The sequence below is a fragment of the Spirochaeta isovalerica genome (genome assembly GCF_014207565.1).
Lineage (GTDB): Bacteria > Spirochaetota > Spirochaetia > DSM-2461 > DSM-2461 > Spirochaeta_F > Spirochaeta_F isovalerica.
This window is the reverse complement of the sequence record NZ_JACHGJ010000003.1, coordinates 332,246-345,380: the sequence shown is the minus strand read 5'-3', so window position 1 is coordinate 345,380 and position 13,135 is coordinate 332,246. Positions and strand designations below refer to the sequence as shown.

The 13,135-nt window shown below is 47.1% G+C and carries 11 protein-coding genes; 1 reads left to right on the top strand and 10 read right to left on the bottom strand.

The genetic code is table 11. The annotated features are described in order from the left end of the window. Window positions 1–7: 7 nt before the first annotated feature. From pelG to HNR50_RS11115, 10 genes are all read right to left on the bottom strand, one after another. Window positions 8–1,384 (bottom strand): exopolysaccharide Pel transporter PelG, encoded by a 1,377-nt coding sequence (gene pelG, locus HNR50_RS11160; protein ID WP_184746848.1) that lies wholly within the window; start codon window positions 1,382–1,384, stop codon window positions 8–10. Then, a complete protein-coding gene (pelF, locus tag HNR50_RS11155; protein ID WP_184746847.1) occupies window positions 1,384–2,778 on the bottom strand; it encodes a GT4 family glycosyltransferase PelF in 1,395 nt (464 codons plus the stop codon). Before pelF ends, pelG begins: the two co-directional genes overlap by 1 nt. After that, complete coding sequence (locus tag HNR50_RS11150; RefSeq protein WP_184746846.1) at window positions 2,778–3,515, bottom strand: hypothetical protein; 738 nt, start codon at window positions 3,513–3,515, stop codon at window positions 2,778–2,780. The genes pelF and HNR50_RS11150 overlap by 1 nt, the downstream gene beginning before the upstream one ends. Before the next feature lie 3 nt (window positions 3,516–3,518). After that, window positions 3,519–4,934: a GAF domain-containing protein gene (locus HNR50_RS11145; protein WP_184746845.1), complete on the bottom strand. Its 1,416-nt coding sequence runs from the start codon at window positions 4,932–4,934 to the stop codon at window positions 3,519–3,521. Further along, window positions 4,931–5,794: an HDOD domain-containing protein gene (locus tag HNR50_RS11140; protein ID WP_184746844.1), complete on the bottom strand. Its 864-nt coding sequence runs from the start codon at window positions 5,792–5,794 to the stop codon at window positions 4,931–4,933. The genes HNR50_RS11145 and HNR50_RS11140 overlap by 4 nt, the downstream gene beginning before the upstream one ends. A gap of 144 nt (window positions 5,795–5,938) precedes the next feature. Further along, on the bottom strand, window positions 5,939–7,393 hold the full coding sequence (locus tag HNR50_RS11135) for a hypothetical protein (protein WP_184746843.1): 1,455 nt from the start codon (window positions 7,391–7,393) through the stop codon (window positions 5,939–5,941). A gap of 279 nt (window positions 7,394–7,672) precedes the next feature. After that, window positions 7,673–8,260, bottom strand: a complete 588-nt coding sequence (locus HNR50_RS11130) for an FKBP-type peptidyl-prolyl cis-trans isomerase (RefSeq protein WP_184746842.1) — start codon at window positions 8,258–8,260, stop codon at window positions 7,673–7,675. Between the two features lie 65 nt (window positions 8,261–8,325). Next, window positions 8,326–9,804 carry a glycoside hydrolase family 13 protein gene (locus HNR50_RS11125; RefSeq protein ID WP_184746841.1) on the bottom strand — a complete coding sequence of 493 codons (1,479 nt, stop codon included), beginning with the start codon at window positions 9,802–9,804 and terminating at the stop codon, window positions 8,326–8,328. A gap of 2 nt (window positions 9,805–9,806) precedes the next feature. Continuing rightward, window positions 9,807–11,147, bottom strand: coding sequence for an MATE family efflux transporter (locus HNR50_RS11120; protein ID WP_184746840.1), 1,341 nt, complete (start codon window positions 11,145–11,147; stop codon window positions 9,807–9,809). 135 nt (window positions 11,148–11,282) lie between these two features. Then, window positions 11,283–12,029, bottom strand: a complete 747-nt coding sequence (locus HNR50_RS11115; RefSeq protein WP_184746839.1) for a sulfite exporter TauE/SafE family protein — start codon at window positions 12,027–12,029, stop codon at window positions 11,283–11,285. A 98-nt stretch (window positions 12,030–12,127) separates the two neighbouring features. Here HNR50_RS11115 and HNR50_RS11110 point away from each other — a divergent pair, with 98 nt between their 5' ends. After that, window positions 12,128–13,132, top strand: a complete 1,005-nt coding sequence (locus HNR50_RS11110) for a hypothetical protein (protein ID WP_184746838.1) — start codon at window positions 12,128–12,130, stop codon at window positions 13,130–13,132. Window positions 13,133–13,135: the final 3 nt, after the last annotated feature.

The window sequence follows — 13,135 nt, the reverse complement described above, 5'->3', positions numbered from 1 at the left end:
AAAATGGCTACAAACTGCCGTATACTCTCCGTTCGAGGTTCCTCACTCCCCTCTTGAGAAAAAAGAAAGCCGGAAGAGAGGAGAGAATGGTCGCCGAAAGATATCCGATACCGTACCAGGGAAGATTCAAGGCGGAAGCAGACGCCGTAATGGCAAAATTAACAGCAAAGAAGAATAGCGATGTAAAAAAAGCTTCCCTGTACATTTCAATATAAAAAAGAAAGGTCAGTGTCGTCAGGTAAAAAATGTGAAAAAAGGCCGCGCCCAGAACCAGTCGAAGCGTAACCGTATCGGTCAGTCCGCCCAGAAACACCCGGTTTACATGAGGCGCCAGAATAATCAATCCGAACGATATGACTCCCTGGAAAAAGCTCTGCTCATAAAGGCTGTTCTCCGTAACACGGATGACTTTGTATTTTTCTTCGGTAATTCTCGTAAGGATTCCCTTTTCCACCGACAGGAGAAACTTCCTCAGTGAACTGTAGAAATTCGTTTCTGAAAAAATCATAAAATAGACAAGCCCGGGTATGATGGTCAGATTGGCGAAATACACAGCGATATCATAGGTTTCGAAAAGGGAAAACCATGTGCCCCTCACAGATGATCCCCGAAGAAACCAGAGAGTGATTTTATCGACCCAGATGCCGGCGGAGTAGAACACACCGGAAAGAAAGAGAAACCTGAATCTTCTAAAGTAGCTGAGCAGAGGTTTCAGTTCCCGAAATGGTTTGACAGGTTTATAGGACCGGACGATGAGCCCCAGAAGGAGAAGGAGAATGAGAATCTGTCCGGCGGTAAACCCCGCCAGCGCCCCGCCGATTCCGAAAGGTCCGCCCAGAAAATACACGGCTATGAAGGAGAAAGCCATCCCCGAGAGATAAACGAGAAAGATAGTCATATACTTTTTCAGCAGGGTGATGAATATCATGACCAGCCAGATGAGATTGACTGTGACGAAAAGACAGACTGCGGCGAAGCGGTAGAGCCCCAGGTAACTGACACCCTCGGCGCGAATAAACAGTACAGCCGCGGCAGAGAGAATCCCGGCCATAAGCGCAAAGAGAACAAGGACCAGCATAAGGGTCGATGAGGCGCGCCGCTCTCGGCGTATGAAAATCATATCGGAAATGTAGCGGGTGAAAATGTAATGCAATCCGCCGAATACAGACAGGGAAAAGGCATAAGTATAGACGATGGCTGCCATAAACAGATCGCTACCCTCGGCCAGGGCGAACGAAGCGAACCGGTTGAGAAAAAAGATTGCCACAATGGAAATAAGCCAGGGCCCCGCTACGATGACGATCCCCGCCAGAGTCACTTTCAGGACATTGGCCAGCCCGCCGCCTTTGAGAACTTTCTGCAGTTCAAATCCGATTCCCGCCATCAGTCCCCCGTCAGTTTTTTGTACAGATTTCTGTAAGTGTCGTACAGATCGTTTTTATTGTATAGACAGTAGAGCTTCTCTCTGTTCCTTTCCATCCGTTCCGCTACGTCTTCAGGGTTTTTCCTTATATAATTGACACAATAAGCCAGCTTTTCCGCATCTTTGGATGAAGCCAGATAGTTCTCGTCGTAATCGAGCATCTCCGGCACATTGCCGACCTTTGTAGCCACGCAGGGGACCCCGGCCGCCCAGCCTTCGAGAATAACGAGCGGCTGGGCTTCGCGGACGCTTGTCAGCAGCATGACGTCGAGGAAAGAGTAATACTCCAGAACATTCTGACGCCCCGTAAAATGAAACACATCATTCAGATTGAAATTGTCCACAAGTCTGACGCAGTCCTCGTAATAGGCCTCGTCTTCGTCGGTGGGGCCGATACAGTAAAAAACCGCATCCTTATTGGTGCTGTGAACGATTTTAGCCATGGTGATGAATGTTTTAATATCCTTGATAGGGACAACCCGGCCGACCAGACCGATATGGAACCCCTCGCGCTTTTCCCTTTTGACTGAAGCGTAGCGCTCGATATCGATACCGTTGGGAATGACCAGGCTCTTGTCTTCACCCGCTCCGAGCTGGAGCGATATCTGCCGGTTGTGTTCGAACAGCGAAGTGGAAATGTCGCAGTGTTGATAGGCCATGCGACTGAGTCCGTTATAGATCTTTATCCACATATCCCTCTGGTATCCCCTGATAAAAGTCGCCTTCCTTAACTCCATTTCCCGCTCTTTGTGGTACAGGCCGTGTTCGGTCAGAAGAAAAGGTTTATTGAATCGCAGCTTGGCCACAATCGAAATGAGTCCGGCGTAACCGGTGGAAACGGCGTGGTAGATATCGGCTTCAGGAGGGGACGAGCCGAGAATTGTGAAAATCATATTGTGCGAAGACCGCCAGGCCCAGAAATAATCGGAGAAGGAGTACATGGGATTGTTTTTTCTGTTGGAAGAGACAATCATATCCCACCCCTGCGGGCTGTTCACCGAGTCCAGGTAGGCATAATAATCCCCGGGCATATTGGCTATGATTTCATTGAGCTCGATTTTACCGGCTCCCCGGATATTTTTGTGCATTTCGCGGATCAGACCCAGAGTCTTTTTTCTGTTTTTCATTTTTCCGCGGATCTTGCGTTTTTCCGAAAGAAGAATATCCTTGTGTTCCACTACATTGGCGGGAAGTTCGTACTTGAGAGTCTGCTCCTCTTCGGGAGAGATGCTGAAGAGCAGGAAATCGACTTCCGGCATTCCCTTTATAAGATCGTGAACCCACGAGGAAACACCTCCCGTAATATAGGGATAGGAACCTTCCAGAACGAAACACACGCGCAGCCGACTCTTCATCAAGCCCCCAGCCAGTAGGAAACCATGACAAATTCCCTTTCGGTCAGTTCTTCAATATGCAAAGTGAGCTCCTGACAGATCTCTTTTACTTTCTGAAATCTCTTCCGGGAAAACTCCGTCTCCGCCTGGAGAAAAAGAATCAGCTTTCTATTTTTCCGATCGTCATTCTCCAATGTTTTCGCCGCTTCTTCATCGAGCTTGAGCTCCAGCAATAGACGAATATAAAGATTCAGTTCCCGGTCGGAAAAATTCCGGATTTCTTCGAGGGCGGTGAAACAGGATAGGGATTCCTTCAGATAAAAGTCCTTGATTGCCGCCCGTTTGCCGTTGAGTATGGCCAGCTCGTAAAAGAGAGTTCCCAGAGTACTCAAGTCATCGGAAGTTTTATCCACCTCTTGCTTGTCTTTAATTTCCTGGATTTTATTGTTGTACCGGTTTTCAATAATGTTGATGCTTTCCGCAGCAAAGAGGGCAATCTCCTGATCCCTGTGAAAAATGAGCTTCTCGAATATTCCCATAAGCATGAGATTGCTTTTCAGCGTCAGGTTCTCCCGGGAGAGAAGCCTCTCGATAGCTTCGATATCATAGGGCTCCTCATCGAGCGGTTTTGTCGAGTTGGACCTGTTGATGAAAGCCGTAATGGGAATAAATCCGCTTTCATAGGCTTTCAAGGCCGCGACAGGGGTCTTCGGGTTGAAATAGTCTCCGCCGCCGCGGAAAATCTCATACTCGTCCATAGATTAAACCTTTTGCATTTCCAGCAGATGCTCCGCTACGGAAAACAGCTCCTGTACGGGAACGGGCTGGCTGCCGAAAGAGGAGAAACCCAATATGGCTTCCATATTGACCTTTTCATTACGGATCTTCCACTTGCTGCTGTTGATGAGTCCGACCATTTCCAGACAGAACATGGAAACGCCGTCGTAATCGATATCGGGGTAATAAATAGCGAGCTGATTCGATTCTTTATAGTGGAAAAAATCGATTTTGTTATCAGCGATATCACTTAAATCCTCCATCAGCAACTTGAGCATATTCCAAAGGTCCGATTCGGCATACTGATCGGCCAGCTCGGAGAAATTGAGGATCTCGATCAGGACGATACTGAAATTGTGTTTGCCTTTCTCTCCTTTGGCGATATTCATTTCCACAAGATTGTAAAACTGGGTGTAGGCAGGCAGACCCGTATGGGGATTGATCTCCTCAAAGGAAATAAGCGACTCGTATTCAACAGCCCGCTCTATTTCCGGAGCCGACAGATCGATGAGTATGGAGAGGATTTTCTCCACATAGAGATTGTATTTCGTGAAAGGCATATTTTCTATATTGAGAATGCCCCAGACATGACCGGCGAAACTGATGGGAAAAGTGAAAATATTCCTTTTTTTGTCCAGTTTCACCAGATTCTCGAATTCAAGCAGCATCCTGACGGAGAAAATCTTATTATTACGGAAAGACCACCCCTCGATAGATTCATCGATATCGACGATTGAATTTTCAAAATCATCAGGGCCCCATCCGATATTGGCCATCATAACCAGCTTGAGACTCGATTGATCAAAACGCCAGATAGAAGCTTTATCCGCCCAGGAAAATTTCCGGACTGTCTGAAGGAGAACATTGAGGGTCTCAGTGAGATTCTGGGAATGAAGGGCCTTGATCTGCGTATACAGGGAAGTCACCGCCTCAGTCTGCCGGAGGACTCTTTCCTCCAGTTCCTGATTGACAGCGGCCAACGCTTCAGCCTCTTTTTTGAATTTGAATTTATCGGAAACTTCCTTGCGGGCGGTTCTGCGATAATTGCTGACCTGTAACGTATAGGAATCGCGGATCAATCCGAAGATGTAGACTCCCACAAGCTGTATGGTCAGACTTATATTGTTGTTTTCCCAGACATTCTGCCAATAGGCCATAATATCCAGATCTCTGCTCAAGGGAATCATGGACACAACAAGAGAGAGGAAGAAAGTGAGAAATCCATAGAACTTCCCGTAATATGCGGCGGCCAGTAAAGCCAGAGCGCTGTAAGGATTAAATTGTCCCTGAAAAAATCCCGGGTTGTTCTGAAAAAAGAAAAGATTTATGAGGTATAAAAAAAGCACAAGAACGAGGATTTCCAGAAGTTTCCTCAAATTGGATTTTTCAAATTTTATCATACAGCTTTTTTCCCGGGAAACAGTTTCTCACATTCCAGAAAAAGCGGGTCCTCCACCATGAGGGCTTCGTATTCCTGAAGAAAGAACGTCAGATCATCAGGCCCCACATCGGTTCCTTTGAGAAGAAAAGCCCAATCGCCTGCTATGTTCTCTTCAACCGTGCCGAATCCCAGTTTACCGGCGATATAGTCGGCAATGGAAATGTTCCGGATCAAATCCGCATCGGGTGAATCGATATCATTTTTCCCATGCAGCTCCACCGATTGGGCAAAGATATCCGGAAGATTCCAGATTCGCATGATTTGCGCACCCGCTTCATGATGATCGGTTCCCATGTGTTTTCTTTCGATGGCAGGATAACTTTCCTTTCCATTTTCCGCTTCTTCCAGGACTTTCCGGTACGCCGCCGGGTCAAAATTGAAGAGAGCCACTTTTCCTATATCATGCAGAAGAGCCAGCGTAAAGGCGAGATCCTGATTCACCCGGTCCTTGTTGCGGTAATAGATTTCTCTGGCAATAAAAGCCGTAACTATGGAATGAGTCCAGAAATCATTGTAAAATGGATCGCTTTCAAACTGCCTTGAAAACTGCGAAGCCGAAATCAGAAGAACGAGACTCTTGATATTCTTGAATCCCAGAAGCCCGATAGCCATTTGAAGAGTCGTAATTTCCTTCTGCCTGGCGTATAGAGCCGAGTTGGCGACTTTCAGAATACGGGAAGTAAGCATGGGATCGAGAGATATTATCTCTTCCAGTTTTTTGAATGAGAAATCCTGATTATCTTCTCCTATTGAGAGAATACGGGAAGCCACTTCCGGAATAACAGGGAGTTTACTGGCGTATTTTTCAAAATTTTCCATTACCCACTCCACTTGAGACATATTTATAAATTAACACACCCATTATAATTATATCGGTTTTTAAGGGGGCGGCCTGAAACAAAAAGGGCTGCCCGTCCGGGCAGCCGCAAAAAGGAAATTATCTAATAAAAAGGAGAAAATGAATTAATCCGCTAATTCGCTGTATTTGTAGTTAACTCCGCCGGCTGTGATACCCGAAGAATCGATGGTCACCTCCAGAGAGGATCCGCCTTCCGAATATGTTCCCGCAAGCGCGCCCTGAATGTAATTCCCGGAAAAAGTACCGGCGCCGACATTCACTGTAAAGGAAAGATCGTCTCTCTGATCCACAACAACGGACAGATCGGAATCCGCAGCGCTTCTGGAGGCGAACGCCCAGCCGCTGCGGTTCAGCGTATAGGTTCCGTTATCATTGTTGATCAGGTAAATATTGAATGAACCGCCGATAGAGCCCCAGTATTCTGTCATGGTCCCGCTGTAACTGTTGGAATCGACATTTGTTTCAGTCAGATTAAGAACCTGTCTGTAGCTGCTGTTTCCGCTTATTTCCGAAGGATCAGCCCACCAGACATCGTAAGTGCTTGAATAAGTCGTCCTGTCTCCTGAAAGCCCTTTCTCGATAACTTCGGTTTCCGTTTCCCATGTATCCCAGGCATTTCCTGTAGTGGAAAGGCTTCTGGAAATGAGAGTTCCCGCGGCCGAGTTCCCCTCATATCGTGTTACTGTCAGTTTGTCAGTGCCCCATCTCTCTTTGGATGAGTAAACGATACCTGAGAAATCAGAACCGGATTCAGTATAAAACTCCTCAACCTTAGTGTTGTTGGCAGAAATTTCTGAAACCGTATGAGACGACCAGGTTACGGTATCATCATCAGAAAGTTTTGACGGTTCAGCAACAGTGTCGGGATAGGAATAGTCTCCGCTTCCCGTAATATCCGAAGAGACAGTGAAGGCATCGTAACCTTCGTCGGCGAAATCATTACCATTGGTATCGACAGAATTCCACTCTACAGTACGGTCTGCTACTGTCCCGTCGGCAAAAAAGGTTTTATAGGTTGTCAGTTTGCCGGCTTCATTATCATCATTCATATTTTCCCACTCCCAGGATGTGAGTGCCGTGCTTTCATCTACCAGATATTCTTCATAATCGTATTTGACTGAGAAATCAGTCCGGGGGAAGACAAAGAGTCTGATTCTGTAATGGTCGGCTGTTTCCCGGGAGATAGAGAAATAAGCCTGAATGCCGGATGTGTAGTAATCATCAAAATATCCTGTCGAAGGAACCCGGACTTCATTGCTTCCGGTTCCGCCGAAATTGGCGTATACGGTTGAAGGAGAAAGGGGATTTCCAGAACCGTCCTGCAGATGTTCCGCAATATCAGCATTTTCGCTGTATGGATCTATCGTTCTGGCATAATCGATCGATTCGTCGGACTCGACGGCCAGGGCCATCATGGTTTCCATACCGGACAGTATGGATCTCATACCGATCAGGCTTTCAGCAGTTGATTCCGGATCCAGCAGTTCACCCTGCATCTGACAGGATGCGAAGGCCAGAATTGAAATGGTTAATATCAGTAAGGAATATTTATTTTTCATTTTATCTCCTATTCGGGAATACAGAATGCAATAAATATGCCAAATAGCTATAAAGGCGTTAATTCGATAATTCAACCAATAGATTCGACTCTTCGGGCGAAGAGATTGGCAAAATCGACTGCCTTGTCGACGTATCGGTTATATTGGAGATATCCGTCTCCTGACCCGATGCCTCACCTGCAACATGAGTCTGGGCACACTGGAACGGGGAAGCCGATTGTTTGAAATCAAGAGAGTTTGCATTCCCGGGGACATTCTCCGGGGAAACGGGGAGTTATCCTAGTGGCCGCATCCGCAGGAGCTGCTGTCACAGCTGCCTTCGCATCCGCACGCTTCGGTATCACATCCGCTATCGCCCCCGCAGCCGCAACCTCCGCCTCCGCATGAATGATCATGATTATGTCCGTGGCCCTGATAAAAAAAGGAGAGGTCTTCAGGGGTTGTTTCCCTTACATCCATCACTCCTATCTCAAAAACCACATCCATACCGGCATAAGGATGATTGGCATCAACCGTTACCTTGTCGCCTTCGATGGCAGTTATTTTGACGATGATTTCTCCGGCTCCATTATTTGCCATAACGTCATCACCGACATTCAGATTCTCACAATTGTCAAACATGTTAAGGGGGAGAACGTAAACCAGATTCCCGGAAGGTTCGCCAAAAGCGTCCTGAGATTCAACTTCAATATTGACCGAGTCGCCCGGTTCCTTCCCTTCGATGGCGTCTTCAACGGTTTTCGGAAGCATATCATGACCGAACAGTATGGTGACCGGTCCCTGCTGACCTGTTGATTCGAGAACTGTTCCGTCTTTCTTTTTCAGTACATAATTCAATGCCACTGTTGTATTCTTTTCAATTTTCATGATTCCAGTATATCAAGTGTCCATAGACAGGGGGAATTGCGGAAACACTATTTGCAATCAATTCTTCACAATTTCAGTGACCTTTTTTTGTAATAAGTGTAATTCGGCTTATAGAGATAATCGGGCACATAAACGGAACACTGCCCCGCCCTCATGGAGATATAGAGACAGGAATCCTCGGACAGGGCCACGCCCTCACCGAAATAATCGCACATCTTCACCTCGCCGTACATATGGGAGCTGGGAACGAACAGATCGAAATACAGATCTTCATCGGTGGTATTGATCAGGGTGACCGAATAATCTTCCGGAGCCTCCCCCACCCTCAGAAAAGCCACAACACCGTTATCGAGCCATTCCGAAAGATCTTCAAAGCTTCCCCCTTCCAGTTCCGGTCTGGTTCTGCGGAAAGCTATCATCTTTTTGTGGAAATCGTAGACTTGGCGGTTCCATTTCTCCTCGTCCCAGATCATGGGAGCCCGGTTCAACGGATCCCATGCCCCTTCCATGCCGATTTCCTCGCCGTAGTAGATCATGGGGATTCCCGGCAGAGTGAATTGCAGAGTGAGCGCCTGGAAATATTTTGTCATATCGCCTTTGCAGGAATGCATCAGCCTGGGAAAATCGTGGGAGGATACCATGAGAAAACTGGAAAGGGCTTTCTCATGCCCGTAGGCCTCGTAGCGCTTTTTCATATTCATACCGAACTGACGGGATGTTATTTTCCCATCGAGAAGGGAGAACAGGCTTTTGGTATAGAAATAATCCTGGATCCCGTCATAGCATTTCATCCAGTCGGCGGCGTAGTTGGTCACTTCGCCGATAACGGCCACCGAGGGATCTTTCGCTTTCATCTGCCTGTAGATCAGCTCGCAGATTTCCATGCCCAGGTCGTTCCCGCAATCGAAGCGGATAGCATCGGCTCCTTTATCCATCCAGAAATTGACGACGCTGTTCTCTCCGGTAATAAATTCTTCCAGAGCGCCCCGGTCATCGTAATTGATTTCGGGCATGCTTTTAATGCCCCACCAGCATTCGTATTCCCCCGGATGATCGAAGAAGCGGAACATCTTTGCCTCCTCGGAGTTCTCATCCTCCAGCGCTTTGACAAAGAGAGGATGGCTGTCGGAGAGATGGTTGATGGCCAGATCGATAATCAGATGCATACCGCGCTTTTTCAGTTCTTCCCTCAGGCGGCCGTACAGTTCGAATGTTCCGTATGCCTTATCAATGCTTCTGAAATCAAGGGCATCGTATTTGTGATAACTGGGAGAATCGAAGAAGGGAGTTATATAGAGCGTGTCGGCACCGAGATCTTTAATGTAATCGAGCTTCTCAATGATACCCTGAAAATCTCCGCCGAAAAACTGATAGGGAGCTTCAGGTCCGGCTTCGGGAAGACTGTTCCAGCTTACGGGCACGGCTTTTTCCCCATAGAGTCCCTCTTTCACTTTATCCTCTACCGTTTTTCCATTTCCAATAAAAAACCGATCCGCCATGATCTGGTAGATTACCGCGCTTTTTTTCCAGTCTTTTTCACTCATATCTACAGCTCCTTAACGAGGTTATTCAGCCACTTGCCCGATCGGGTGCGATTCAGCATGAATATCATTCTTATCACTTCTTCAACTGTAACAGCCATATAAACCAGTGGAAAAGGCAGCTTCCAGACAAAAGCCGCCAGAATTCCCATCGGGACGCCGATTAACCACATTCCTATGGTATCCATCATCATTACAAACCGCGTATCACCGCCGCTTCTGAGGATTCCGTTGCCCATTATCATGTTGCTCACTTTTATCCAGAGGACAAGAGCGAAAAGCCGGAGGATCTTCAGAGCCATATCAGCCGATTCCGGAGAAATACGGAAGGCTGAAACATATACAGGTGACAGCAGCACAACAATCAGTCCCAGAAAAGCCGTGCCGGCTATCCCTATTATAAGAAATTTACCGGCATACTGTCCCGCTCTTTCACTGTTATCGCTGCCAAGTTCATTTCCCAGAATGACCGCAGCCGCCGTACTGATACCTGTCAGGAGGCCGATAGTGATCATCTGTACAGGTCCGGTCAAGGTCATGGCGGCAAGCTCTATTGTGCCGATCCGTCCGTAAATCGCGGAAAAAGCCGAATCGCCGAGAACCCATAGCAGCTCTGTAAGAACCAGGGGTACCGTCGTTACAGCAAAGGGTCTGATGAAATCGGGAGAGATTCTCAGCCATTCCCGCGGAGGAAATGAACCGGGAAGCCTTCGGCTGAATACAACTGTGAGAAGAAACGCTGCTTCGATAAAACGGGACGCTGTCGTGGCCAGAGCCGCCCCTTCCAGCCCCATCGGAGGAAAAGGACCGTGTCCGAAGATCAGTAAATAATTAAGGAATGTATTGACGGCTACCGAAACCAGACCGGCATACATCGGCAGTTTTGTATGGCCTGTAGACCTGAGAACGGCAGACCAGGTAATGACGGCCAGCAGGGGAAGATACCCCGCAGAGATATATCGGAGATAGGAAGCCCCCCCGGTCCGCACTGCGGGATCGCCGGTAAACAGGCTGATAAAAGCTCCGGGAGTTACTATTGAAACAAAAAAGAAAACAGCCGTTATTATCCCGCCGCTTAAGAGAGTCACACACATAACCTGAGCGATCTTATTCTCCTCCCCCTTTCCCTGGTACTGGGATATAAAAACCGACGCTCCCCCTCCTATTCCCGATAGGACAAAGAGGAGTATAAACAGCCCTTTGGCGCCCAATCCCACAGAAGCGATGGCGTTCGTTCCGAGCTGTCCGATCATAAACTGATCGATCATACTGAGAGAAGCCTGAATGAGACTCTGAAAAGATACGGGAAGGGCTATGGCAAATATTGATTTCCTGAAATCACTCATGTAGTACATTATGTACAACATTAACTTTTTGTCAAGGAGGATCTACTCGGCCCAAAGGCAGACAGTCGATTCTCCGATACAGAAATCAGTGACTATATCTTTAGAGGAATGCGTCGGGAAACCGGTCCGATGGATTTAAAAGAAGAACAGTTTGACAGCCATGGCTGACACGGTGACAGTCAGAACGATTTTAATCCATTTCTCCCCTTTGGATATGGTGAAACTGGTTCCGAAAAGGGCTCCCAGACTGTTTCCAACCGCCAGAAAAATGCCGGTGATCCACTCGACCTGTCCGTTGAGAATAAAAACAAGCAGAGAAGGAATGGTATAAATCATGACTACAAAGACCTTAAGGCTGTTAATTCTTACAAGGCTGGTTCCGCTGATAAGAGAAAAGACAGCAATAACGATAAAACCCGTTCCGGCCTGAATGAAGCCGCCGTAAATCCCCACAAAGAAAAAAGCGACAGCCAGCAGAGGAACTTTGACGATACGGTCCGAATCCCCTTCCCTTTTCCTGGAAAAGAGAGTGAAAAGAAGGACGAGAATCATTACAACAGAGAGGATCCGGTTAAAGATTTCGCCAGGCAGCTCGACAGCAATGGATGATCCGAGAAAAGCTCCGGCCGATGCCGTGGCGCCCAGAATAAGTCCGGTTTTCAAATCGAAATACCCTTTTCTGCGAAAACTGTTGACCGATGTTATGTTCTGGCTGAGGATGGCGATCCGGTTGGTGCCGTTTGCCATGACCGGAGGAAGACCGAGAAAAATCATGGCGGGAACAGTTATGAGAGATCCGCCTCCGGCCACAACATTGAAGAAGCCCGCTGCCACTCCGGCAACGAGAACCAGACCGTATTTGAGTATAATCGATATTTCCATAAAGCCCCCTTCCGCTATTAAAACCCGATTTTGCCGGGGAAACAATGAAAAGGGGACTATTTTTTGCATCCGGGGTACTTTTGGTCTAGATTTGTAGTATGAAAGGATTGAGAAACGTATCTGTATTTATATCCATTCTGCTTCTTTTGAGCAGCTGCGGTTCCTTTGATAAAAAAAAGGTCCGGGCCGATGAAATGGCTGAACGGATAACGTTAATGATCAAAGCTATGGAAAGCTATGCTGTGGAGACTGCTGATAAAGTCAGACCTTATTTCGAAAATCCCGAAGATTATGAAAAGGGATTGTACGACGACGCCGTTTATGAGTTCTATGAGAATGTGATCTATCATAATCCAGTGGATCAGGGGCACGGGAAATTTCTCTATTCCGGTTATTTTCCCGTTGGTGAAAAAGAAATGACCAAAGTCAAAGTCATGGAAAACGTCATACCCCACCTTCAATGGCTCGTCAACGAAGCCGAGTATTCAGATTATATAACCCAGACTTATCTTATAACCTATGACACGCTGATTGTATTCTACCCCTGGTCGGATCTTATCTCCTTCATCCCGCCCAGGCGGAACATCATGGACAGAGGGGGCTGGAAAACGCTGAACAGGGAAAACAATCCCGATAGGCGATGGAAATGGACGCCGCCCTATGTGGACACGACGGGAAAAGGTTTCATGGTGGATCTGATGCTGCCCGTAGATAACGGGGATATTATGGAGGCGTTCCTGGGAATAGATATAATAATATCCACAATCAAGGAGAAGTTTTTTGACGATTCGGAAGAGAACTACCTGCTGGTCGATGAAATGACGTCCCAGATTATCGCCATATCTTCCGGGGCTGTCGATCTCCTGGGAGTAGAGAATGCCGAAGCGTTCCGGTATCTCAATATGATAGATAACAGCAATATTTATGAACAGGTAATGCCGGACAATCTTGTTCTGGAAAAAACCAATTCGCCCCATATGAAAGAATTATGGCTCAAGGGAAGGGAAGCAGAGGATTTTGTTATATCGATATCGGGAAAGCCGGAGAAAGTCTATAAAAAAGTCATAGAAGGTCCTCGTTGGTATCTTTTTCTATTAGAATAGAAA

Coding starts and splice junctions, on each gene's coding strand:
- HNR50_RS11110 (WP_184746838.1), top strand. CDS start 12,128: ATGAAAGGATTGAGAAACGTATCTGTATTTATATCCATTCTGCTTCTT.
- HNR50_RS11145 (WP_184746845.1), bottom strand. CDS start 4,934: ATGATAAAATTTGAAAAATCCAATTTGAGGAAACTTCTGGAAATCCTC.
- HNR50_RS11130 (WP_184746842.1), bottom strand. CDS start 8,260: ATGAAAATTGAAAAGAATACAACAGTGGCATTGAATTATGTACTGAAA.
- HNR50_RS11120 (WP_184746840.1), bottom strand. CDS start 11,147: ATGAGTGATTTCAGGAAATCAATATTTGCCATAGCCCTTCCCGTATCT.
- pelG (WP_184746848.1), bottom strand. CDS start 1,384: ATGGCGGGAATCGGATTTGAACTGCAGAAAGTTCTCAAAGGCGGCGGG.
- HNR50_RS11115 (WP_184746839.1), bottom strand. CDS start 12,029: ATGGAAATATCGATTATACTCAAATACGGTCTGGTTCTCGTTGCCGGA.
- HNR50_RS11125 (WP_184746841.1), bottom strand. CDS start 9,804: ATGAGTGAAAAAGACTGGAAAAAAAGCGCGGTAATCTACCAGATCATG.
- HNR50_RS11135 (WP_184746843.1), bottom strand. CDS start 7,393: ATGAAAAATAAATATTCCTTACTGATATTAACCATTTCAATTCTGGCC.
- HNR50_RS11140 (WP_184746844.1), bottom strand. CDS start 5,794: ATGGAAAATTTTGAAAAATACGCCAGTAAACTCCCTGTTATTCCGGAA.
- HNR50_RS11150 (WP_184746846.1), bottom strand. CDS start 3,515: ATGGACGAGTATGAGATTTTCCGCGGCGGCGGAGACTATTTCAACCCG.
- pelF (WP_184746847.1), bottom strand. CDS start 2,778: ATGAAGAGTCGGCTGCGCGTGTGTTTCGTTCTGGAAGGTTCCTATCCC.